The sequence below is a fragment of the bacterium genome (assembly GCA_024226335.1).
In the GTDB taxonomy this organism is placed as follows: Bacteria; Myxococcota_A; UBA9160; order SZUA-336; family SZUA-336; genus JAAELY01.
In genome coordinates this window covers 1-22,431 of sequence record JAAELY010000259.1, presented here as the reverse complement: position 1 = coordinate 22,431, position 22,431 = coordinate 1, and the positions used below count along the sequence as shown (strand labels likewise).

Genomic DNA, 22,431 nt, shown 5'->3' with positions numbered 1-22,431 from the left:
CTCGATACTAAGAGAAGAGGTTCACGGCTTTCGCATCGATGGTTGCCGAACGCGCCCGCGTGCGCGCCCAGTCTCGCAGTTCCTTGATCTTCTCTTCGTATGTTTCGTACAGCGGTACGGTCTCGGTGATTGCATTTGAAAGATCGTTGTAGCTCACGTCGCGCTGTTCTGCGAATGCCGTATACAAGGCCGCGGCTACGACCTGCTCGAGTTCCGCACCGGACAGTCGATTGGCCTGGGATGCCAGATCGTCGAGATCGAACTGGAGCGGATCCCGGCCGCGCTTTCGAAGGTGGATCGACAATATCTCCATTCGCTCGCCGTGACTCGGCAGATCCACGAAGAACAGTTCGTCGAAACGCCCGCGTCGAAGGAGTTCTGGCGGCAACTGGGTGACGTCATTCGCAGTGGCTACCACGAAGACCGGTGATTTCTTCTCCGACAACCAGGTCAGGAACGAACCGAAGACTCGACTCGAATGCCCGTCTTGCCCAGATGCTGCAAAGCCTTTTTCAATCTCGTCGATCCACAATACTGCGGGTGCGATGGATTCTGCGACCGAAGTCGCTTCGCGGATGGCAGCTTCGGGGGATTGCCCACCGCCGCCGAAAGCAGCTGCAAGATCGAGCCGTAGCAAAGGGAACTGCCATTCCTGTGCTACGGCTTTCGCGGAGAGCGACTTTCCGCAGCCCTGCACACCCAGGAGCAAAAGGCCCCGTGGCATAGGCAGGCCGAAGCTGCGCGCCTCTCCGCCGAACGCACGACGTCGTTCAGCGAGCCAACGCTTGAGTTCATCGAGCCCGCCGATGTCGGCGAGTCCCGCTTCCTGTTCATGAAAGGCGAGTGATGGTGTACGCCTCAACGCCTGGCGCTTTTCGCGAATCATCAACGAGATGGCGGAAGTGTTGAGTCCGTCGGCCGCCGTGCACGACTTGCGCAGTACCCGCATGGCTTCCCCGGAAGTCAATCCCAACGCAGCCTTGACCGCGTCGTCAATCAGATCTGCTGGAGCGGACTCGATGGCCCGCTTGAAGAGGGATTCGAGTTCGGGGGCGCGTGGCAGAGCCAGCTCGATGTGTGCGACCTCGCGTGCCAGTTCTGCGGGAACCTCGATGGTCGGTCCCAACAAGACGACAATCTGTTTGCGCTCGGCCAGCATTTGAAGCATGTCGCGCAGGCGGCGTACGGCTACCAGGTCGTCGATCACGCGATGGGCATCCAGGATGACGAAGAGTGCGGGCTCCGATACTGCAGCAATCGCCCGAACGCCTTCATCGAAGGAGCCTGCACCTTGATTGGTGTTCGACAGGCCCGAGGCCACCGACCAGTTGATGACGGAACGCTCACACGCAGTGGCGGCCGCTTCGATGGTGCGCAAGGCGCGCTCTTCCTCGAAGCTCTCGAATGCGACGAGCCGCCAGCCCGCCTTGATCATCAGCGCGAGTTCGCGCGCAGACTCCTTGGCCATCGCTTCTCCGTCCCGATCAATCTATCTCGGCAGTCAGGCGGACCACCTCTTCAAATGTGGTCATGCCGTCGGCCAGGCGCCGAAGAGCACTTTCGCGCAGCATTTCCATACCTTCGACCCGCGCGGCATGGGCGAGTTCATTGGCGTCTCCGCCCTTCTTGATGATCTCGCGCAGACGCCGTCCGACGTCGAGCATCTCGAACACACCCGCTCTTCCGTACAAGCCCGTGTGCCGGCAATCCACGCAGCCCTCTCCCCAGCGCACGCCCAGACGCTCTCGTCGCTCGACGGGCACCTTGAGACCGAGCGCAGCCACCTGCTCGGGCGTCAGGTAACCGTCGACTGCGCAATGCGGACAGATCTTGCGCAGGAGTCGCTGGGCGAGCACGCCGCGCAGCACGCTGGACAGCAGGAAGCGCTCGACGTTGAGTTCGATCAGGCGTGTGATAGCTCCGGCAGCATCACGCGTATGCACAGTCGAAAAGACCAGGTGTCCCGTGAGTGCGGCCTGCACTGCCATCTGCGCGGTCTCTGGATCACGGATCTCACCGACCATGATGATGTCCGGATCCTGACGTAGGATCGAACGCAGCGCGTTCGCGAAGGTCACGTCGATCTGTGGCTGCACCTGCACCTGCACGAAGCGCGGATCGATCATCTCGATCGGATCCTCGACCGTGGTGATATTGATCTCAGGGCCCGCCAGGTAGCGCAGTGTCGAGTACAACGAAGTCGTCTTGCCCGAGCCGGTGGGGCCGGTAACCAGGATCAATCCATTGGGCGCCGTGATCCAGCGCTCGTATTGTTCGCGCTCGAGTGAATTGAAACCGAGTTCCTGCAGATCCGACATCAGGATGCCCGGATCGAGTACTCGAATCACGACTTTCTCACCGAAGGCGCTGAACAGACTCGAAACGCGCAGTTCGACTTCCTTGTCGCCGCGAGCGGTCTTGATACGACCGTCCTGGGGGCGACGGCGCTCGGCGATGTCCATACGAGCCATGACCTTGATGCGCGATACGATCGCAGCATGGACTGAGGACGGCAGAGCCTCGATGTCGTGCAGGATGCCGTCGATCCGGAAGCGAACGACGCAATCGCCGGCGCGCGGCTCCAGGTGGATATCGGATGCGCGCTGCTCGAAGGCGTAGTTCAGCAGGAAGTCGACGGCCGCAATCACATGGGCATCGCTATTCGTGGCCAGTTCTTCGTTCGATCGAAGCTCTACCAGTTCGGCCAATGCACTGTTCGAATTCTGGTCGCCAAGCTCGTCGACCGCGGCCTTGACGCTGGTGCGGAAGCCGAAGACGCGGTCGGCCACGCCCAGGATGTCGCGTTTGGACGCGATCGTGAATTCCACCCGCTTGTGAACCAGGTCCTGCATCGTCTGGCGCAGCGTCGAATCGTAGGGATCGGAGACGGCGAGGCGCATGCTCTCGCCTTCGTCGCTCAACGGGATGACCACGTGACGGCGCACGAAAGGTCGGGAGAACGTCTTGGTGATCAGATCGTTGTCTAGCCGCAACGGGTCGATCTTCAGATAGGGCAGATCGTTCTCGGACGCGATCGCCTCCGCAATCGCATCCTCGTCGAGTCGTCGATGCGCTTTGCTCGCATGAGGAAAGGCCGCGGCCGCAACGGTCTCGGCTGGGGATACCTCGTATCGTGCTGCGGCCGCCGAACGTACCGAGCCGACCCGCTCCTTGAGCACTCGGCTGTGCAAGGTGGTGGAGCGAGATTCCACATCCTTGGCCTGCTGGGCGGTGAGCAGTTCGCGCCGGGTCAACATCTCCAGGAGTTCGGAGAGCGTGAGTGGGGGGCGCATTTCACTGGCGCTACTGCGCTCAGGGTTGTGCAGATCTGCGGCAACGTCGCATTCGTCCGTCATGTTGGAGCCTATCGGCGATGCGATGGGAAAACCCAACAGGCAACAGACGCGACCCGCAAGCACTTAGCAGAGTGCAACTCGGTGACTATCTATTTGATAATAAAGGGTATTACGAAATTTCGCGGGCTTTAGCGGTTCGAAACCAACATCGACTCGAATTGACGGGAGTCCCATCCCTGCATGATCTGGCCATTCACATCGATCACTGGAACACCCGGGTTGCCACCGGTCTTTCGCATGTACTCCGCGTAGGCGTCGGGATCCTGTTGAACGTCGCGGTTCACATAGGGCTGGCCGATGTCGTCCAGATAGCTCACGGCCGCCCTGCAGTACGGGCAGCCGACCATCGTGTACAGGGTGACTTTGGCGGCCGTGGGTTCCGCCTGTGCGGCCAGCTGTGCCCGGGGCGCGTTCTCGTCCGACCATTCGCGCACGCCACCCTTTTCCCAGACCAGCGCAGCGGTGGCGGCGAGCGCAAAGAGAATCAGGGGGAGGGACTTCAATTCGTGTCTCCTGGACGCGGAAGGGCGTTGTCCCTGCATCGGACGACCCACGCCGGCGGTTGATTCTACCCTGGGTTGCGATCAGGGGACGACAGGAGCGCACACGTGCTCGATACCCGGTCCGAGTTGCGCGAGTTCACGGGCCAGAACGACCCAGTCCCCAACGTCACAGGAACCTGCCGGTGCGAGCGTATCGCACTTGCCCAGGCCTCCCGAACTCAGTGCCGGTCCGATCCAGGCCAGATGGTCGCGTAACTCTGTTACATCCAGATCGGTGACGCGTCCGTTGTCGCTGGTATCACCGCACTGACAGGCGTCGCCGAAACCGTCGGGCAATGCACCATTGGGGTCCGCCAGCGAGGCGACGCCGCCGGTATCGGCCTGCCCCAGGTTGGCGAACTTCGGGCAGTTGTCTGCGGAGTCCAGCAACGTGTCGTCGTCGCTGTCGGGATCGCCCGGATCGCTGTACCAGAAGTACTTCTCATCCGCGTCGAGCAGCAGGTCCCGGTCGCGATCGATACCGATGCGCACACCCGAGCCCGGTGGCACACAGGTGTAGGTCAACGGGTCGCCACCGCCCGTCGCCACGGCCCGCAAGCTCGCGTCATTTAGCACTGATTCGCTGGCGCGATCTGGTACGAAGAGTTGCGCGGCATTCATGGTCCAGCCTCGATCCTCGCCCGCTACCGAGCCCTTCACAACGATATCGCATTCCACCTGGTTGGGATCTTCAGGGCTCGGATAGGACACGAGAGCGCGCGCGATCATCAGATCGATTCGCGCACCCGCTGCGACCTGATTGGCTGCGGTCAAAGTGATCTGCTGACCGACGATCGGAGCGAGTTCGGAAGGGAAGGCCATCAGCAAGCGCGCGGTGTCCTGGCGCGAAACCTCGCCCGGCATCCCGTTGGGATCGTTGGGATCGATGGGGAGCTGGAAGATGAAGGTATTGACGAAGCTGAGCACGCTGTCGATCGAGCCGTCGTGCGAGTAACCGAAGCCGCGTATCTGCGGTTGGTTCGGATCGCCCAATCTCGGAAAAAGTGAGTTCGACACGCCGCCGAACATGCCCACTTTCGAATAGAGATTGCGCAACTGCGGGATCTTGAAGTCCTGAGGCTCGGCGCCCGGCAGGATCGACAGGAAGCCCTTGGTACCAAAGAAGCCCTGGCTCGAATCGAGGCCGTGACACTGGATGCACGATTTCGACGCCTGATCGGTGAATGGCGTGTTGAAGACCACGAGGCCGTGGGCTTCTGCCGCGCTCAGCGAATTGTCGAGATTGGCGATCGGGTTCGGCGGGGAAACGATCTGCAGTGCGTAGTCGGCGAAAGCCTGTATCTCGATCGCGTTCAATTGTGACGATCGTCCCAGCAAGCCGACAAAGGCGGGGTTGAAGGCCTTGAACGCTGCTTCCTCGTCGAACTGCGTACCCACATTGGGGTCGTCCGCGCCGGTCTTGTCACCGCGCCAGTGCATCGGACCGTGGTTCGCCATCCCGCGGAAGGTCTGTGTAGTCATCGGCCCTTTCTGGGGATGGACCGACGTACCGAAGCCGAGTTCAAAGAGATTGTTCTGGGGGATGATCGAGCCATTGGGATCGCCCAGGTCCCAGGACAGGCTGTCGAGGTCGCCAAAAACGTGGCACGCCGAACACGAAGCTTCGCCATTGCTCGAGGTCGCAATCGCGTCGTAGAGGAATGGCCGGCCCGCCAGTACATCCGCCGGTTCGGGATTGTGCAAAGCGATGTGATCGATTTCGCTCTCGGCGGACTTGTCGATGACCGAGATCGAATTGTCGAAACGCGTCAGCACATACAGTCGGTCGTTGATCTCGTCGACCACGACGCTCGTAGGTCCGCCGCCGCTCACAGATATCTGATTGTTCGGATCTGGAGTGAAGCCATCTGCGATCAGTTCACTGGTCGAAAACACGCCAACCTTGCTCGATCCGAAGGCCGCCACGTACAGGGTGTCGCCCGAGATAGCCATGCCCATGGGGGTTGCCAGACTCTTCTCCGCGATGCCCGCAGGAGAAGGCACGACTTCGTAGTCGATGTGCGTGTTCAGATGGCGCGTCTCCACGTTCGGATCGTCGATCAATGTGATTCGTGCCTGGTGAATCTTGCTCTTGACCTCGGATTCGAAGCGCTGCGCGTTGTTCGCCTCAGTATTGCTCACGTACAACACGCCGGTATTCGGATCGACGAGCATGTCAAACAGGATTGTTCCTACGCCGGAGAAGCGGTCGAGTTCGACCGGCGTCACTGCGTCGGCATCGATCGAGAAGACATCGTAGTCGGGCAATTCCAGTTTGATGTACGAACTCACATCGATCCCGCCACGCGCGGTCCAGGTCGAGCCATTGAATGCTGCGATCGCACCGATATCGATCGAGCCCGGTTCGATCGGTAGGATTCGATTCGGAATCGCGGTCGTGCGATTGCCCGAGTGAAATACGCTCAGGTAGACCTTGTCACCACTCGGCGTTGCGGCCAGAGCACGTGGAGTATCCCCAAACAGCGTCAGTATGGTTTCCGGGGTTCCGCCCAACGCCGATCCAAGACTGTTGGCATCGAAAATCCACAGATCCGCGCGTCCCACACTCGGGGTGAAGAAGTCGCCGTACTTTTCGCCGTTGGGATCCGCCGGATGAACCTGCCCGCGATGGGCGGCCGAGATGAACGCGCGCGGGAAGGGCTGATTCGGATCGGGAGGCGTACCTGCGAAAACGATGTCGCGCGGTTCGTCACCGACCAACAAGGTACGCGTGACGCTGGGCGGGTCGCTGCTGACGTCCACAATGCTGATGCTGTCGGAAAGATGATTGACGACCCAGACTTCGGCGTTGCTGCGCGCGGCCACGGAGATCGGCTCCAGGCCCACGGGAACGGAGTACTCGAAGCTCAGACCACCCGGCCCGATGCTGAAAATTTCCAGCCGATTGTCCGGGGTATTGAGGGCAAACAGGCGGTCGCCGTCGGGCGAAAGCGCGAGCGGCCGAACTTGCCCGGTTTCGAAAAACCAGAAGTCCTTGGCCTGTGCACCAGTTGAAACCAACGCTGCCATGCTCGCCAAGAGAAGGGCAGACAAAAAGTCACGAATTCGAGCCATGATCGTACCGCAGCATCCCAGAAGGGCGCGGAGAGCCCTTCTTCCATTCCAACCTCTTCGCCCACGGACCCCGGTAGATGTGCCGAGTTCCGTTCCCTGAGGGGCAGGGGAAATTATGCACATCTGCCCCCAGACTGGGAACCCTTTTCTGCGCCGGTACTGCTTCCGGCCTGCCGGGGAGCCTCCCGGCTCGCATCGGCCCAGGCGGGGCGTGTGTCTTCCGGAAGGTGTACAATGATCCTAACGGCGGTGCCGACAGCGTCAGCGCTGCATCCTGGGCTTTTCGCCGTTATGACTATCGCGCATCCGGGCTAAGCAGCCCTGTTTCGATCTTCCAACGCCCGAAGACCGTCATCGTGATCTCGGCTCGGTGAATCATTCGCAGATCCCGATGTTTCGGCTCGGGTGGCAGATCGGTACACGGCAAGCAAAAGAGTCCGGAAGTAGGGCATCGAAAATCCGGTTGGTAATCACCCGGTCGCAAGGAGCGAAGGCCGAGGAGAGAGTGATGGAAGACGAAATGGCGAGACTGGAAATTGACGGCAAGGCACACGAATTCCCGGTGATAACCGGGTCCGAGGGTGAACGCGGCATCGACATATCAGACTTGCGTAGCCAGACCGGCCTGATCACTCTGGATCGCGGCTACAAGAACACCGGTAGCTGTCTCAGCGAGATCACCTTCATCGACGGCGAGCAGGGCATCTTGCGCTACCGCGGCTATCCGATCGAGGAGCTGGCCGAAAAGAGTGATTTTCTCGAGGTGGCCTACCTGTTGATCAACGGGGAGCTACCGGCCGCGCCGCAGTATGACCAGTGGAGCAAAGAGATCGTCTATCACACGATGCTCCACGAAGATCTGAAGGCCTTCTTCGAGGCCTTCCCCAAAGATGCCCATCCCATGGCTGTGAGCTCGGCGGTGGTCGCGGCGCTTTCGACGTTCTACCCGGAGTATCTCGACCCTGAGAGTCCAGACCAGATCCAGGAATCGATCAAGCGACTGATCGCGAAGTTCCCGACGATTGCCGCCTACGCGCACAAGCACTCGATCGGGCACCCGGTTCTGTATCCGGACAACAACCTCACTTACGTCGAGAACTTCTTGCGCATGATGTTCGGTACGCCATGCGAGGAGTACGCACACAATCCGGTGGTGGCTCGCGCGATCGATACGCTGCTGATCCTGCACGCCGATCACGAACAGAACTGCTCGACGAGCACCGTACGCCTGGTGGGTAGCTCGCACGTGAATCTGTTTGCCGCGATCTCGGCCGGAATCAATGCGCTCTGGGGACCGCGCCACGGCGGCGCCAATCAGAAGGTCATCCAGATGCTCGAGGCTATCGCGGACGAGGGTCTCACGGCGCAGGAGTTCGTGGATCGCGCGAAGAGCCGAGATGACACCTCGCGCCTCATGGGCTTCGGCCATCGCGTGTACCGCAACTACGATCCTCGCGCGAAGATCATCAAGAAGGCCGCGTGGAGCGTGCTCGACCAGTTGGGGGTCAATAACAAGTTGCTCGAGATCGCCGTCGATCTCGAGAAGATCGCGCTCGAGGACGACTACTTCGTGACGCGCCGCCTGTATCCCAATGTGGATTTCTACTCCGGAATCATCTTCAAGGCGCTCGGTATTCCCATCAGCAGCTTCACTGTGCTGTTCGCGATGGGACGTCTACCCGGCTGGATCTGCCAGTGGATGGAACTGCACGAAGAAGGCCAGGCAATCGGCCGCCCGCGTCAGATCTACACCGGTCCGACTGAGCGCAGCTACGTTCCCAAAGACAAGCGTTAGTCGGAAATGCGACAGGCTCGATGGACTGAGAAGTCGATCGCCCTCGTAGATGTCGAACCGCCACCTCTCCCGGAAAGCTGGGTGAGGCTGGCGGTTTCGGCTTGCGGGATATGTGGAACCGATTTGCACCTGCTGCGCCGCGAGCTTCCCGTAGTTCCCGGTGGCGTTCCCGGACACGAGATTGCAGGTGTGCCTCTCGATGGACCGGCCGGTATCGCAGATGCGATCTACGCGGTCGAGCCGCGCATCTGGTGTGGCACCTGTCCGTCCTGCGCCGAAGGAGAGCGGCAGTTGTGCCAGACGGGGGAACTCTTCGGCATCCAGCGACCCGGTGGGATTGCCGACTTCGTCGATGTTCCCCTGACGGCGGTTCATCGTGTCGACGCCTCCGTGGACTCCCGTGTCGCGGCTATTTCCGAACCCCTGGCCGTGTGTGTGCGCGGGCTGCGCCGCGCCACGCTCGCTCCGAACGATCGCGTTCTGGTTCTGGGTGCGGGAACGATCGGTCTCCTGAGCGGTATGCTGGCCCGCGATCGCGTCGAGGAAGTCGCGATCACCGCGCGCCATCCGCACCAGCGCGATGCCGCCAAGCAACTTGGTCTCCAGGTTCTCGAGGAAGGCGATGCACCGGCATGGGCGCGGGAGCACCGGCCCAATGTGATCCTGGAATCTGTCGGGGGCAGCAGCGATACGCTCAACAACGCGATCTTCCTGTGCCGACCGGGAGGCCGCGTGGTCGTGCTCGGTGTCTTCTCGTATGCGCCGAGTATCAATGCAACCGTCCTGACGCTGAATGAAGTCAGCCTGATCGGGTCCAATACGTATGGCGCGGATGCCAATCGTTCGGATTTCGGGGACGCGGTCTCACTTCTGCCCAGTTTCGCCGCGGAAATCGCCAGGCTGCAGACGCACAGTTTCGGACTCGAACGACTTGAGGACGCATTTGCTTGTGCCGAAGACAAGAGCAGTGGTGCAATCAAGGTGACCCTGGAGCCCAAGCCCTGAGCGTGAGCGATTCCGAAGGCAAGTCCGAGCCCTATCTGCCCAAGTTGCATTCGCCCATGCGAGAGCGGCAGGTGGCGCTTTCGCGCTTCATCTCCAACCTCACGAACAGCACATACCGGGGTGCCTTCAAACGCGAGATCAGCCGATTCCTGGATCGGAACCGCACCTTCACGCGCCCGCAGATCCGCTTGCGGCGCGGTCACGAGGAACTCCACGGTCTGCGCATTGCCTTTGTGTCCGACGTGCACGCGGGCAGCTTCATGGACGAACAGGATCTGACTCGCGTCTTCGCGAAGGTCGCCGAGCAGGAACCCGACCTGGTGTGTCTGGGCGGTGATCTGGTTGATCACTACGACCACCAGGCGTTGATGCTGCGCAAAGCGGTCTCGTTGCTGAGTCCGCCGCTCGGGGTATTCGCGGTTCCCGGAAACCACGAATATCACGCCGAGTCGAGTCTGCTCGTCTGGCGTTCCGTGCTCCAGGACATGGGTGTGAACATCCTGATCAATCGCGGAGAACGCGTGCAGCGGGGGGCCGCCACGCTCTGGATCGCCGGCGTCGATGACTACACAGAAGGCCATCCCGACCTGGAGCAAGCGGTAGAGGGGCGTAAGGGAGACGAGCCGATCCTGCTCCTGTCGCATCACCCGGACTTCTTTCGCGAAGCCTGTCTTGCCGATGTCGACCTGATGCTCTCGGGTCACACACACGGCGGGCAGATTCTGCCCTTCGGTCGCGCGCTCACCGGTCACACCAAGCTGGGCTACTGGTCCGGGCGCTTCGAAGCCCCGGGAGGCTCACAGCTCTACGTCGGGCGCGGAGCAGGAGTCGGCTTTCTCCCGGTACGCCTGGGCGCACCGGGAGAGATTGCCGTTGTGGAGTTGCAGAGGAACTGAGCGCCTCTGCAGCGCGATCCGCTAGCCCTTGGCGGCCGCCAGGGAACTCGCCAGCGCCGGGACCACCTCGAACAGGTCCGCGACCACACCGATGTCCGCGACCTCGAAGATCGGGGCATCGGGATCCTTGTTGATCGCGATGATGTAGTTCGAACCCTTCATCCCGACCAGGTGTTGGATCGCACCTGAGATGCCCACTGCGATGTACAGTTTCGGCGAGACGACCTGGCCCGAGCTTCCGACCTGGTATTCGTGCGGGAGCCAACCGGCGTCGACCACCGGCCGCGATGCGCCCATCTGCCCGCCGACGGCTTCGACCAGGGGCTTGAGGACCTCATCGAAGTTCTCCGGCTTCTGCAGGCCGCGACCGCCGGAGATGATGATCTCGGCCTTGGTCAGATCGTGACCGCCCGATGCGGCCGTACGAGTTTCTACGAAGCTCGTGCGCGCGGTCGTGCCACTCGCATCGAGGCTTTCGACGGAGCCCGCATCGCTGCCTTCGTAGCCTTCACAGGCACCGGGCTGCACAGTCGCGATACGCGGCGAACCGGCGATTCGCATCCGAGCGTCGAATTTCGCATTGAACATGCGGCGCAGGAAGACCAGGTCTCCGCCGTCTTCTTCGATGTTGAAGACGTCGGTGGCCAGTCCTGCATCGAGTGCGGCGGCGAGCTTGCCCGCCACATCCCAGCCGATCGGCGTGTTGGAGAGCAGGATCAGTTCCGGGCTTTCCTGCGCGATGGCCTTCTGGATGACCGCGCAGAAAGCGTCGGAAGTGTAGTTCTCGAGCGATCCGTCGTCGGCGGCCAGGACCTTGCCGCCGCCCTTCGAGGAAAGCTCTTCGGCGACCCCGCCAATTCCGCTTCCGATGACGACGGACGAGACGTCTCCGCCGAGCTTGCGTGCGAGTGCGACGAGTTCCAGCGTGCTTTCACGCAGGCCGCCGTTCTGAATTTCACCGACGATGAGTGTCTTCGGCATTTCGATGTGCTCCTAAAGGCGCGGCTCGTTAGAGCAGGCCGAGTTCCTTGATCTTGGCGGTGAGCTTGTCGGCGACTTCGGCGGCGGATCCTTCGAGGATCTCTGCGCCTTCGCCCTTCACCGGTGCGTAGATCTTTTCCATCGTCACCTTTGGAGCGATGGCTCCCGCATCCAGTCCAAGATCACCGAGCGACTTTTTGTCGAGGGGCTTCTTCTTGGCCTGCATGATTCCCTTCAGCGACGCGTAGCGGACTTCGTTCATCCCGGTTTGTGCGGTGAGAACACATGGACGGGGAACGGATACCACCTCGAGCGCACCGCCTTCGAGCTCGCGCTCGACCTCGATGGCGCCATTGTTGATGGTCGCCTTCACGATTGCGGTGGCGTGCGCGATGTCGAGCAATTCGGCGACCATCGGTCCGATGCAGCCGAAGTTCGAGTCGTCCGACATCATGCCCAGGAGCACGAGTTCGGCGCCTTCGGCCTTGGCCACTGCGGCAAGCACCTTTGCAACACCTAGAGCGTCCGCTTCTTCCAGCGCGTCGTCCCAGACGTGGATCGCGCGGTCGGCGCCCATACCCAGGGCCGTGCGCAAGGACTGCACTACGCGATCGGGGCCGACACTGGCAACGATCACTTCGCTGTCGCCGGCATCTTTGATGCGAAGAGCTTCTTCCAGTGCGTAGCTGTCGTACTCGTTGATTTCGAACTTGATACTCGAGTCCGAAATCCATTTGCCGTCCGCTGCTATCTCCAGGCGCGCATCTTTGTGCGGGACCTGTTTTAGGCAAACGAGGATCTTCATGGGGTGGATCTCCGTTGAAAAACGTGAAAAGGGAAGGCGCGCAAACTGGCGCGCAAGGGGGAACCGGCGGGCACGATACGGGAAGCCTTGCCCCTTTTCAAGCGCGTGCGGCCGTCAGTTCCAGGTGCCACAAAGTGCTGCAGTGGTGGAGAGCGACTTTCGCCCCGGATCAACCGCCCATCATCTGGCGCCAGGTCTCGAGATCCGGAATCCGCAAATAGGGATTCACCTTCTTCGTCTCGGCCATGCTGCGGTTCGCACCGCCGCCGTAATCGTGGCCCGGGAACAGGATCGTGTCGTCGGGCAGGTCTGCCAGTTGGCAGATGCTGCGATACATATCGTCCGGATTGGCTCCCGGAAGATCGACCCGGCCGCAGCCCTGGATGAACAGCGTGTCGCCCGAAACCAGGGCGTTGCGCGCCTTGAAGCACTGCGACCCCGGAGTGTGGCCAGGCGTGTGCAGGAACTCGATCTCGACGTCGCCGACTGTCATCTTGTCGCCCGAGTCGACCTTCACCATGTCGTTGTCCGAAAGGCCGGTCACGCGACACACGCCTTCGGCTTCGAGCTTGTTCGCGTAGATCTTCATCGGTCGCTGCGTCATCAACTCCGGTAGCCCTTCGATCTCCTGGTTGAAGATCGCGCCGCCGATGTGATCCGGGTGGTAGTGCGTGACCAGGGCCGCGATTGGCGTCAGACCCTGATTGTCGATGTGTTCTAGAAGTCCGGCGATGCTCCAGGCCGGATCGACGATCACCACCTCGCGGGTTCGGTTCGAACCGACCAGGTAGACGAAGTTCTGCATGGGGCCGCACGCGAGTTGCTCGATGAACAGATCGTCGGGTTCGGACATTTTCATTCTCCCCTTGGGGCGCCTGGGCGGAGGTTCCGGATACTCCGCGGCGAAATCAGTGTCAACCGAAGAGCTGGCTGAACAGGATCGCGGGCAGCGCAAACGCGACGATGCAGATCAGAGCGGCCTTCAGCGTCGTACTGCCGTAGACCTCGCGCGTGGCCAGTACGATCGAGAACAGGAAGAGCGCGGTTCCCGCCCATGCGACCAGGCCCCCGATCAGCGGCAGCCCGGAGGCCACCTGCAGCCCGGACCAGGCGTATGCGAAGCCCGTGCAGCGCCACAGACGCGCATAGTCGACGTCGCCTTCCACGGTAAACAGCCCGGCGATCCAGATCAGCCCGCTCACGCCGATCCACTGGATGATCGCGAGCGCGATCCACAGAAAGATCAGAGAAAGCGAACTCTGTCCCAGCCCGGCGAGCACCGATGCACCGATGACCACCGCAAAGGCCTGTGGGATGCTGTGCGGGTCGCGAGCGATCTCGGAGTAGACGTCCGGATCCAGGCGTGCGATGCCGCGCAGGCGCTCGATGAAGCGCCGTTCCGGAGCGAATAAATCGGGAAATAGGCTCAGAGGTTCCCCATCACCGTCTGGATGAAGGTATCCAGGACCCCGGTGACTTCACCCAGCACTTCCTCGTGCGTCCGGTGGGTCCGTTTGATCAGCGACAGACCCTGACCCGCATCGGAAACGACGTGGAGTCGCGTCGGGGCGCCGATCTTGCGCAGGAGTGTTTCGAGTCGATCTACACGGCAATGGGTGTCGCGCGATCCCTGGACGAAGAGCATCGGACAGATGATCCGGTACAGGGAATCGACTTTCTGCTGGTTCGGCTTGCCGGCCGGATGCAGGGGAAACCCGAGGCAGGCCAGGCCGTCGACCTTGAGGCCCTGAGAAACCACATTCGCCGCGACCCGCGCGCCCAGGCCGATGCCCCCCACCACGAGCCGCGCAGGCGCGTTCTCCGGGTCGAGCATCAACGAACTGAGTGCGACTCGGAAGGTGCGTTCGAGGATTTCGGCGGCATCCGGACGCTTTTTCGACAGTTCCGCGAAGGGAAAGTTGAAGCGCAGGGTCAGGAGGCCCCGCTCGGCCATCGAGCGCTGGAGGCTCATCAGTTCGGGCAGATCCATGCCTCCGACGGTGTCATGCGCCAGGATCAGGCCCACACGCTGCCCGCTGGGCCACCATTCAGGGGTACCCACATTACCTGTGACGCTGATCTCAGGGGTCACTTGGATCTGGATCGCGTCGAGCTTCACGTTCGTGCTCATAGGCGGCTTCTTATACCATAAAGCTCATGTCACGCTCTTGGACTCTCATCTGCACCCTGGTCGTCCTGTTGATCGCCCCGGACTCGTTTGCCAATACAGTTCGGTACTTTGGGGTGTGGAGCTACAATGAAAATGCACCCACCCGCGAGATCGAAAATCATGCCCTCGCCGAGCGGAAGCTGGGCTATTGGGTCCTGAGCTTCGATGATGACGAGGCGGTGATCAGCGGTACGTATCACGGAGCCGATGGAACCCCCTGGGTCTCGTTCTGGTACGCCGAGGCGGACGGCCGGGTGTACGCCGACTTGTACCGGGGCCCGAAAGCGATCGATAGTGAATACATCGCCCGCAAGAGCACACAGCTCAAAGACCGCAAACCGAACTGGCCGGCTTCCCGGCGGTGAGGTTTCGGGCGATGACGAGGTAGGGACGTGCAGAAGGTTCTGATCGTGGGGGTTGCTCGAGGCCAGGGTCGTCTCCTGGCCCGCCGTCTGTCGCGCAACCACAAAGTGGTGGGCGTCGATACCGAGAACTGGAGTCGGCGCCCCGCCGAGACCCCGTTTTATCGCGTCGATGTGCGGACGCGCGGCTTTGAAGACGTACTGCGCAAGGAACAACCCGACACGGTCGTGCACCTGGGCTTCGTGCGTCACTTCCGCGACAAGCCCGATCAGCGGCACGATGTGAACGTGCGAGGCACGCGGAAGCTGCTCGACCACTGCCGAAACCACGGCGTGAAGAGAATCTCGGTGCTCTCGACGAGCTACGTCTACGGAGCTCTGCCGGAGAACCCGAATTTCATGGACGAGGACTACCCGCTGCTCGCGGGTCGCAATTATCCCGAGATTCGCGATCTGGTCGAAGTCGACACAATCTCCAGCGCGTTCATGTGGCGGTACCCCGACGTCCAGACTTCGATTCTGCGTCCGGTTCCTACGCTCGGGTACTACGTGGAAAACTCGATCGTGAATTACCTGCGACAGCGCAGGGTGGTGGTGATGATGGGGTTCAACCCCATGCTGCAATTCATGCACGAAGAGGACCTCTCGGAGGCCATCGCGTTGACGGTCGAGCGGAATCTGCGCGGCGTGTACAACGTGTGCGGTCCGGGGGAGGTGCCGCTGCGCATCGCGATCCAGGAAACCGGCGCCACTGCGCTATCGCTCCCAGAACCCCTGGCGCGTCCCGTCCTGGATCGGATGTTTCGTCTGGGGCTGTTTGGTGTACCCACCGGCGCCATCGACTACATCAAGTACCCGTGCACCATCGATGGCGAGCGATTCGCGAACAGTACTGGCTTCAGGCCCCTTTTCGGCCTGAAGGAGAGCTTCCGCAGCCTTCGACGCTGATTTCGGACCCGCGTGCTCGCGAAGCGTCCGGGCCAATGTTCTCGGGGCTGTAGGGCGGAAGCTGCGCGACCGATAAGCAGGGAGATCCTCGGAGTCTCCCGATGCGCGATCCCAATCGATCAGAAAGTTCGAAGACCGGCGTGCGCCTGCTGGCGACTATCGGCGTAGTCCTGCTCTCGGTTCTCGGGTTGGGTCTGTTGGCCGTGATTCCGTTGGACCCCGATGGTCTTTCCTACGAGACTCTCGCGCCGCACAGACCAGCGCGTGTGGCAGTGATCGCACTTTCCGCCAATGGCCGCATCAATCGAAATATCGGGCCAGAACACGAGCTATGGCACGAAGCCGCGCGCCTGGCCCATCTGGACTCTGAAGACGTCGAAGTCCAGGCTCTTTCCGAGATTCTGCGCGAACGTTTTGGCAGCTGGGTCCTGCCCAGGCAAACGGTGCTTTCAGACGAGGATCTCGACGCGCTCGATGCGTTCCTCGCCAGTGGCGGAGGAGTCGTTCTGAGCGGGAACGCGGGGACGGTCGACGACCACGGTGAACTGCGTCTGATTCCGCCCCACGAACGCTTCTTTCCCGGTTATCGCTTCGAGATCGTGCCGAAGACCCGGCCCACTTTGCAGGTGGGATTGCGGGGGCCACTTGTGGCAAATCTCGCGCCCGGGCGGTTTTTCCAGGTAGAACCCGCACATCGCGCGTTAGTGGCCCGCGGGGACAGGGGTGCCCTGTTCTGGTCGAGCGATGCTGGCGAACCACCCGATGTGCCATTGCTGCACGGTCATCACCTGCACGCGCCGGTGGTCTGGCTGGGACTTGCGCCCGAGACGATCGAGGATGGAAACCTGTCCCGGGTGCTACTGCGGAACGCGCTCGTCTATACAGCGCGCAGACCGTTGGTGGAGTTACAGACCTGGCCAAAAGGTCGGGCTGCGGCCGCCCTGATCTCCAGCGAACCTGCAACGGACAAAAGAACTGCACTTCTCATCCGCCAAATTCACCGGACGCATGAGGTTCCGCTGGTCGATGCTTCGAAGCTGCGCGGTTGTAGCGCTGAGGGCCTGGACGATGAAGAGGTCGTAAACGAACTCTCACTGCGCGGCTGTCTCTTTGTCGCGTCGCAATCCGCGCGCAGTTCTGCTCCGGAAATTCCGGCCATCCTCGGGTCCAAAGTCGTCTTGCTGCCGCTGCTCGAAAGCACTGCGGATGATGAGGACGTTTCCGATCCGCGTTCGCTGATTCGCCGCGAGCTCAACGAGTATCTTCGCGTCGAGCGCCTCGGTGGCCTGTATTCACTCACCTATGATCCCGCCTGGATCGCCGATCCCGACGGTGTCGAAGTAATCGAGCGACTGATTGGAGAGCTCGCGGCGCACGAGGTCTGGTTTGCGAGCGGTGATGAGCTGGCGAGATGGTGGTTGAGCCGCCGAAAGATCCGCGTGGATCTCGCGCTCGATCAACCCGGAATCGCGTCTCTTTCACTGCGCAATGACGGCGGCACGACGGTACGCGGTGTCACGGTGCGAGTCTACTTGCCACCAGGCTCCACGCGCACTCGTCCGATGGAACCCTCGCTGCTCTTTGGACCGCGCAATACACTGCGAGTTGCTTCGGATCGCAGCTGGGTGGAGTTGGTTGCCCAGCGCCTCGACCCCGGACAGGAAGTTTCCTACACGCTTACCTTCTGAGAACGGGAGGCCCGGATGGCCGTCGACGAAACTAGAGACAACCCGCTACTGGACCAGAGCGGACTGCCGCGTTTCGACGCAATTGCCGTCGAGCACGTCGAGCCCGGGATGCGCGCGTTGCTCAGGCAGGCCGAGGCTGATTTCGAGGCTCTCGAGAACTCCCTCGAACCGACCTGGTCTGGACTCGTCGAGCCGATCGAGCGCATTGGCGACCGACTCGGCTTCAGCTGGGGCATTGTTGGCCATCTGATGGGTGTTCGGAATTCCGACGAGCTACGGGCCGCGCACAAGGCCATGCAACCGGAGGTGATCGCGCTATCCGTTCGCATGGGTCAGAGCCGGCGCATCTACGACGGACTCCTCGCGCTGCGCGATGGGCCGGTGTTCGCGCAGCTCGATGCGGCACAGCAGCGGATCGTCGAAGTCTCGATCCGCGATGCCGAGCTATCCGGCGTGGGCTTGGACGGCTCCGAGCGCGACGCTTTCAACGAGATCCAGCAGGAACTCGCCGAGCTCGCCACCCGCTTCGACAACCACGTAATGGATGCGACCCGCGAGTTCGCGCTCGTCCTGCGAGACAAGGACGAGGTAGCCGGTCTTCCTGAAAGCTGGCTCCAGTTCGCTGCCCAGTTGGCGCTCGAAGCGGGCGAAGAGGGTGCGAACGCCGACGAAGGGCCCTGGCGCGTAACGCTCGACTATCCCTCCTTATTGCCGTTCTTGCAGCACAGTCGGCGACGCGATCTGCGCGAAACACTGTACCGATCGAACATCACGCGTGCGAGCAGCGGCAATCTGGACAACGGACCCGTGATCGAACGAATTCTCGAGCTTCGTCTCGAAGAAGCCAAGCTGCTCGGCTTCTCGAGCTTTGCAGAGGTGAGTCTCGTACCCAAGATGGCGACGAACGTCGCCGCCGTCCGGCAACTGCTGGAAGAGTTGCGCGCGGCCTCGCATGAAGCGGCCCACCGGGAACACGCAGAGCTTGCAGAGTTCGCCGCGAGTAGAAGCGCTCCTGAGGCGAGCGATCTTCGACAATGGGACATCAGTTTCTGGGCGGAACGGCAACGCGAGGAACTCTACGCGTACAGCGAAGATGAACTGCGTCCCTACTTTCCGCTTCCGCGGGTGCTCGATGGCCTGTTCGCGCTGGCTCGTCGCCTGTTCGGCGTGACGATACAACCCGCCGATGGAGGGGTCCCCGTCTGGCACGAAGACGTGCGGTTTTTTCGAGTGCTCACCGATGGCGGCGATCCGATCGCCGCGTTTTATCTGGATCCCTATAGCCGCCCGTCGGAAAAGCGTGGTGGCGCCTGGATGGACGAATGCGTAGGACGCAGCAGCGTCGCGCAGGAATCCGGCGTGCGCCTACCGGTCGCCTATCTGGTGTGTAATCAGACTCCGCCGGTCGGAGACAAGCCGTCGCTGATGACTTTCAATGAAGTCGAAACACTGTTTCACGAGTTCGGTCACGGGTTGCAGCACGTCCTGACGCGAGTCGACTATGGGCTCGCCTCCGGAATCCGCAACGTCGAGTGGGATGCAGTTGAACTCGCCAGCCAGTTCATGGAGAACTGGTGCTATCACCGTGAGACTCTCCTGGGAATCGCGAAACACTTCGACACCGAAGAGGTACTGCCTGAGGATCTGTTCCAGAAGATCTGCGCTTCTCGGACTTTCCGCGCGGGTAGTGCCATGCTGCGTCAGATCTTCTTTTCCTCGACGGATCTGGAGTTGCACGACTGCTATGTGCCCGGTGGGACGGAGACTTATCTGGACGTTGAGCGACGTGTCGCTCGGGCGACGATGGTTCTCGAACCACTGCCCGAGGACCGCTTTCTATGCTCATTTTCCCATATCTTCGCAGGTGGCTATGCCGCGGGGTATTTCTCGTACAAGTGGGCCGAAGTGCTGAGTGCTGACGCGTTCTCGGCGTTTGAAGAAGCTGGCCTCCAGGATGACGCGGCGATTGCCGAAATCGGTGCGCGTTACCGCGAAACCGTGTTGGCCCTCGGCGGAAGCCGTCGAGCCATGGAGGTGTTCATCGAATTCCGCGGTCGCGAACCGAAGACCGAGGCGTTGCTACGGCATTCGGGTCTGGCGATCCAGTGTTCTTCTGCAGCCTGCTAGACGAATTTCCTGCTAGATGAATTCCGGTGGGCAGGAAGCTTCGATCCAACTGGTGTAGTCCTTGTAACCGATCTTTTCCTGCCGTTCGCGCACGCGCGCTAGCAGGCTGTTTCGCTCGGCTTCGGCCAAGGGCTTCAGCTTCTTCACTTCGTCGGCGATGCGAAGGTATTGCTCGCTGACATGGGTGCCGATCCGTCGCGCGTGCTTGCGAGAGTCGACGATATTCCCCTTGCCCGTCACGACGTTGCCGGCGGAGAAGACCGTGGGGAATCCGGGCAGGCGACCGAGGTCCCAGTCCTCGTACGCGTAGAGCTCACCCTTCATGGGAATGTCCGCGATCTCTTCCGGAATACTGCCGATGGAACTGATGATCTGCGAACCGCGCACCTCGACGGTTTCGTCGCTGATCAAGACACGGCCTGCCTCGAGTCGGGTCCTTGCGAATACGAGTCCGGTGAGCCGTTCGTTCTCGACGATCAGATCGACGGGTGCGCGCAAGGGCTCAATCTCGAACAGGTACTTTTCCTGTGACTTGGCGAGGACGCGCGCGCGACTCTTCTCGATCTTCTCGCGCATCTTGTCATCGGCTCCGTCCGGCATGTTCACCAAGGGCATGTCTTCGGGGCGTCTGCGATAGAAGATCGTGGCGGGCTGGATGCCCAGCTCCTTCCATGTCAGGTCGTGGCTTTCCAGGACCCTGGGAATGCCCTTCACTTCGAGTTCTACCAGGTCTTCTTCGATGCCGCGTTCGCGTAGCGCGGCGAGCGTGAGTTCCAGGTTCAAGGCCTTGGCCACGTCGATCGAGGCCAATCCACCGCCGACCACGATCGTGTCGTTCAAGGCTTCGAAAACCTCACCCGCGAAGTTTTTCTCGTGGCGGTGGTTGAACCACAGGATGAACGGGTTCTGATAGACGAGGCCTTTGCGGACGAACTCGTCTGCCCCTTCAATCGGCAACGGGCGGTCGCGCCAGGCACCGTGAGCCAGCACGACCGCGTGAAAACCCCATTCATTGGCGAGTTCGGGAAGCGACACGTCGCGGCTCAATGCCGTCAACGGTACGAAGCGGATATCTTCCTGGTTCAGTTTGCGGTCGATGGAATCGTATTCCTTGCGTCGCAATCCAACGTGCCATCTGGGCAGTCCGTCTTCGACTTTCCCGTACGGGCGCGGGTTCTGTTCGAACACCACCGTGAGAATGCCGTGACCGGCGAAGATATCGGCTGCTTCGGCCCCTGCCGTAGCACCCCCGACGATCGCCACTGCGAAAACTCTGTCTTCAGCCATCGAGGCCGATTCTACCGCAGCTTCAGCTTTTGACACACCGAGGCGGTTCTCATAGCCTGCGCGCCCATGGGAGCATCAGCTGAAATCTCGCACGTGTTCTTCGATTTCGGGGGGACGCTGTTCAGCTACAACGATATTGGCGGCGGTACCTTCAATCTCCTGCTCGAGGCCGCTCGTCGTCTGGGCATCGAGGCTGCGCCCAGGGAGATCGGGCTCCAATATCGTCGCGCGAGCAAGGACGCGTATTCCGCAATCCTGCCACGACCCTATTTCCTGCATCGCGACCTTTTCGAGGACACTTTTCGGCGCTACGCGCAGGCGCTCGGCGGCGTCGTGACCCCGGAGCTTCTGGACTGGTTCCACGAAGCCCAGCGCGAACTGGTGACCACGACTTTCGAGCTGCGCGAGGACTGTCTGGCGACGCTGAAAGCGCTGCGGGAGCGCGGTCGGGTGCTTTCGATCGTCTCCAACATCGATGACGACTATCTGATTCCGATGATCGAGCGGGCCGGGCTGGGAAAATTCCTGGACCACTGGTCCAGTTCTGAAGAGGCACGCTCCTGCAAGCCCGATCCCGGTTTCTATCACTACGCGTGCGAGAAGGCGGGCTGTACGGCGGATCAGGTGCTCTTCGTCGGCGACTCACCGGAACAGGACATCGCCGGAGCGCTGGGTGTCGGCATGCGGACCGCATTGATTCGCGAAGCCGGTGCGAGTCCTCCGGGTCACGGTGTGGGAGACAGCGCCGAGCCCCATCACGTGATCGAGGCGCTCGGGGAGATCCTTTCGATTCTCGAAAGCTGAGGGAACGTCCGTGGCTGAACGTATCTTGAATGCCTCTACCTACGGCAAGGAACCCACGCGGATCCTCTTGCGGGTGATCGAATACGAGCGCGGCGAGCGTATCGGTCGGGCCGCGCGGATCGGGTTGCCGTTACTGGGCGGGGCTTTCATCAGCCTTTTCATTCCCGCCATCGGTCATGTACTCGGTATACCCGGCTTCCTGGCCGCGTCCGTCTTTTTCAGCATTCGGCGGCTTCGCCAGCACGAAAGTGTGGATTCGCTGACCGGCGAATGCCCGGCGTGCCAGAAAGAGCAGAGTTTTCCCGCCGACGCGGAGCTGAGCCTGCCTGTGACCCTGCGCTGTCCGGCCTGCGCCGAGTTTCTGAAAATCGAGGCTACGGGCGGCTAAGCCCTCTGGGTTTCGGCCGGACGATGGGTCCGCATGGTTGCTCCAGTATCGGGCTAGGGAACCTCTGCACAGGGAGGCTGCGGCTGCGAAGCTCGATGCATCCGCCTGCGCTGCGTCGCGCGACCCTCTGCAGATCTACGGATCTGCGATCGGATCACGCTTCTTGCTCAGGCGGCGACTCCCGCTTCTCGCTCGAATCCTC

General features: G+C 61.4%; 18 protein-coding genes and 1 pseudogene. 9 read left to right on the top strand and 10 right to left on the bottom strand.

All coding sequences use genetic code 11. The features are described 5' to 3' along the window. Window positions 1-7: 7 nt before the first annotated feature. The 4 genes and pseudogenes from GY725_13255 to GY725_13240 all read right to left on the bottom strand — a co-directional run bounded on the left by GY725_13255 (window position 8) and on the right by GY725_13240 (window position 6,928). The gene (locus tag GY725_13255; protein MCP4005155.1) at window positions 8-1,468 is read right to left on the bottom strand and encodes an AAA family ATPase; all 1,461 of its coding nucleotides are present in this window, start codon (window positions 1,466-1,468) and stop codon (window positions 8-10) included. Window positions 1,469-1,484: 16 nt separating this feature from the next. Continuing rightward, window positions 1,485-3,293, bottom strand: a complete 1,809-nt coding sequence (locus GY725_13250) for a type II/IV secretion system protein (protein MCP4005154.1) — start codon at window positions 3,291-3,293, stop codon at window positions 1,485-1,487. A 191-nt stretch (window positions 3,294-3,484) separates the two neighbouring features. Then, window positions 3,485-3,859, bottom strand: a complete 375-nt coding sequence (locus GY725_13245) for a glutaredoxin family protein (GenBank protein ID MCP4005153.1) — start codon at window positions 3,857-3,859, stop codon at window positions 3,485-3,487. Between the two features lie 441 nt (window positions 3,860-4,300). Next, window positions 4,301-6,928 (bottom strand): annotated as a pseudogene (locus tag GY725_13240) (hypothetical protein). Window positions 6,929-7,481: 553 nt separating this feature from the next. On the opposite strand from GY725_13240, the gene GY725_13235 reads away from it, so the two are divergent. The 3 genes from GY725_13235 to GY725_13225 all read left to right on the top strand — a co-directional run bounded on the left by GY725_13235 (window position 7,482) and on the right by GY725_13225 (window position 10,669). Beyond that, on the top strand, window positions 7,482-8,768 hold the full coding sequence (locus GY725_13235; GenBank protein ID MCP4005152.1) for a citrate synthase: 1,287 nt from the start codon (window positions 7,482-7,484) through the stop codon (window positions 8,766-8,768). 81 nt (window positions 8,769-8,849) lie between these two features. Next, entirely contained in the window at window positions 8,850-9,773 is a 924-nt protein-coding gene (locus GY725_13230; GenBank protein ID MCP4005151.1) for an alcohol dehydrogenase catalytic domain-containing protein, read from the top strand. Window positions 9,774-9,775: 2 nt separating this feature from the next. Then, window positions 9,776-10,669: a metallophosphoesterase gene (locus GY725_13225; GenBank protein MCP4005150.1), complete on the top strand. Its 894-nt coding sequence runs from the start codon at window positions 9,776-9,778 to the stop codon at window positions 10,667-10,669. 21 nt (window positions 10,670-10,690) lie between these two features. Here the strand turns inward: GY725_13225 and GY725_13220 are convergent, their stop codons facing one another. The 5 genes from GY725_13220 to GY725_13200 all read right to left on the bottom strand — a co-directional run bounded on the left by GY725_13220 (window position 10,691) and on the right by GY725_13200 (window position 14,586). Then, window positions 10,691-11,650: an electron transfer flavoprotein subunit alpha/FixB family protein gene (locus GY725_13220; GenBank protein MCP4005149.1), complete on the bottom strand. Its 960-nt coding sequence runs from the start codon at window positions 11,648-11,650 to the stop codon at window positions 10,691-10,693. A gap of 28 nt (window positions 11,651-11,678) precedes the next feature. Then, window positions 11,679-12,455 (bottom strand): electron transfer flavoprotein subunit beta/FixA family protein, encoded by a 777-nt coding sequence (locus GY725_13215; GenBank protein MCP4005148.1) that lies wholly within the window; start codon window positions 12,453-12,455, stop codon window positions 11,679-11,681. Between the two features lie 169 nt (window positions 12,456-12,624). Continuing rightward, entirely contained in the window at window positions 12,625-13,308 is a 684-nt protein-coding gene (locus GY725_13210) for an MBL fold metallo-hydrolase (GenBank protein ID MCP4005147.1), read from the bottom strand. A gap of 61 nt (window positions 13,309-13,369) precedes the next feature. Further along, window positions 13,370-13,753: a hypothetical protein gene (locus tag GY725_13205; protein MCP4005146.1), complete on the bottom strand. Its 384-nt coding sequence runs from the start codon at window positions 13,751-13,753 to the stop codon at window positions 13,370-13,372. A gap of 128 nt (window positions 13,754-13,881) precedes the next feature. Next, window positions 13,882-14,586, bottom strand: a complete 705-nt coding sequence (locus GY725_13200; GenBank protein MCP4005145.1) for a hypothetical protein — start codon at window positions 14,584-14,586, stop codon at window positions 13,882-13,884. Window positions 14,587-14,612: 26 nt separating this feature from the next. On the opposite strand from GY725_13200, the gene GY725_13195 reads away from it, so the two are divergent. From GY725_13195 to GY725_13180, 4 genes are all read left to right on the top strand, one after another. Continuing rightward, window positions 14,613-14,990, top strand: coding sequence for a hypothetical protein (locus GY725_13195; protein MCP4005144.1), 378 nt, complete (start codon window positions 14,613-14,615; stop codon window positions 14,988-14,990). Window positions 14,991-15,017: 27 nt separating this feature from the next. Beyond that, window positions 15,018-15,935, top strand: a complete 918-nt coding sequence (locus tag GY725_13190) for an NAD-dependent epimerase/dehydratase family protein (GenBank protein MCP4005143.1) — start codon at window positions 15,018-15,020, stop codon at window positions 15,933-15,935. A gap of 101 nt (window positions 15,936-16,036) precedes the next feature. Continuing rightward, window positions 16,037-17,623: a hypothetical protein gene (locus GY725_13185; GenBank protein ID MCP4005142.1), complete on the top strand. Its 1,587-nt coding sequence runs from the start codon at window positions 16,037-16,039 to the stop codon at window positions 17,621-17,623. Window positions 17,624-17,638: 15 nt separating this feature from the next. Next, window positions 17,639-19,750 (top strand): M3 family metallopeptidase, encoded by a 2,112-nt coding sequence (locus GY725_13180; GenBank protein MCP4005141.1) that lies wholly within the window; start codon window positions 17,639-17,641, stop codon window positions 19,748-19,750. Between the two features lie 12 nt (window positions 19,751-19,762). On the opposite strand, the gene GY725_13175 is transcribed toward GY725_13180, so the two are convergent. Beyond that, entirely contained in the window at window positions 19,763-21,037 is a 1,275-nt protein-coding gene (locus GY725_13175) for a hypothetical protein (GenBank protein ID MCP4005140.1), read from the bottom strand. Window positions 21,038-21,103: 66 nt separating this feature from the next. On the opposite strand from GY725_13175, the gene GY725_13170 reads away from it, so the two are divergent. Together GY725_13170 and GY725_13165 are read left to right on the top strand one after the other, a co-directional pair. After that, window positions 21,104-21,841: an HAD family hydrolase gene (locus tag GY725_13170; GenBank protein ID MCP4005139.1), complete on the top strand. Its 738-nt coding sequence runs from the start codon at window positions 21,104-21,106 to the stop codon at window positions 21,839-21,841. 10 nt (window positions 21,842-21,851) lie between these two features. Next, complete coding sequence (locus tag GY725_13165) at window positions 21,852-22,229, top strand: hypothetical protein (GenBank protein ID MCP4005138.1); 378 nt, start codon at window positions 21,852-21,854, stop codon at window positions 22,227-22,229. Window positions 22,230-22,431: the final 202 nt, after the last annotated feature.

Excerpts from the sequence above, each read along its gene's own strand:
- GY725_13255 (MCP4005155.1), bottom strand. The coding sequence starts at position 1,468 with ATGGCCAAGGAGTCTGCGCGCGAACTCGCGCTGATGATCAAGGCGGGC.
- GY725_13185 (MCP4005142.1), top strand. The coding sequence starts at position 16,037 with ATGCGCGATCCCAATCGATCAGAAAGTTCGAAGACCGGCGTGCGCCTG.
- GY725_13195 (MCP4005144.1), top strand. The coding sequence starts at position 14,613 with ATGTCACGCTCTTGGACTCTCATCTGCACCCTGGTCGTCCTGTTGATC.
- GY725_13215 (MCP4005148.1), bottom strand. The coding sequence starts at position 12,455 with ATGAAGATCCTCGTTTGCCTAAAACAGGTCCCGCACAAAGATGCGCGC.
- GY725_13235 (MCP4005152.1), top strand. The coding sequence starts at position 7,482 with ATGGAAGACGAAATGGCGAGACTGGAAATTGACGGCAAGGCACACGAA.
- GY725_13210 (MCP4005147.1), bottom strand. The coding sequence starts at position 13,308 with ATGTCCGAACCCGACGATCTGTTCATCGAGCAACTCGCGTGCGGCCCC.
- GY725_13180 (MCP4005141.1), top strand. The coding sequence starts at position 17,639 with ATGGCCGTCGACGAAACTAGAGACAACCCGCTACTGGACCAGAGCGGA.
- GY725_13220 (MCP4005149.1), bottom strand. The coding sequence starts at position 11,650 with ATGCCGAAGACACTCATCGTCGGTGAAATTCAGAACGGCGGCCTGCGT.
- GY725_13250 (MCP4005154.1), bottom strand. The coding sequence starts at position 3,293 with ATGCGCCCCCCACTCACGCTCTCCGAACTCCTGGAGATGTTGACCCGG.
- GY725_13200 (MCP4005145.1), bottom strand. The coding sequence starts at position 14,586 with ATGAGCACGAACGTGAAGCTCGACGCGATCCAGATCCAAGTGACCCCT.
- GY725_13175 (MCP4005140.1), bottom strand. The coding sequence starts at position 21,037 with ATGGCTGAAGACAGAGTTTTCGCAGTGGCGATCGTCGGGGGTGCTACG.
- GY725_13170 (MCP4005139.1), top strand. The coding sequence starts at position 21,104 with ATGGGAGCATCAGCTGAAATCTCGCACGTGTTCTTCGATTTCGGGGGG.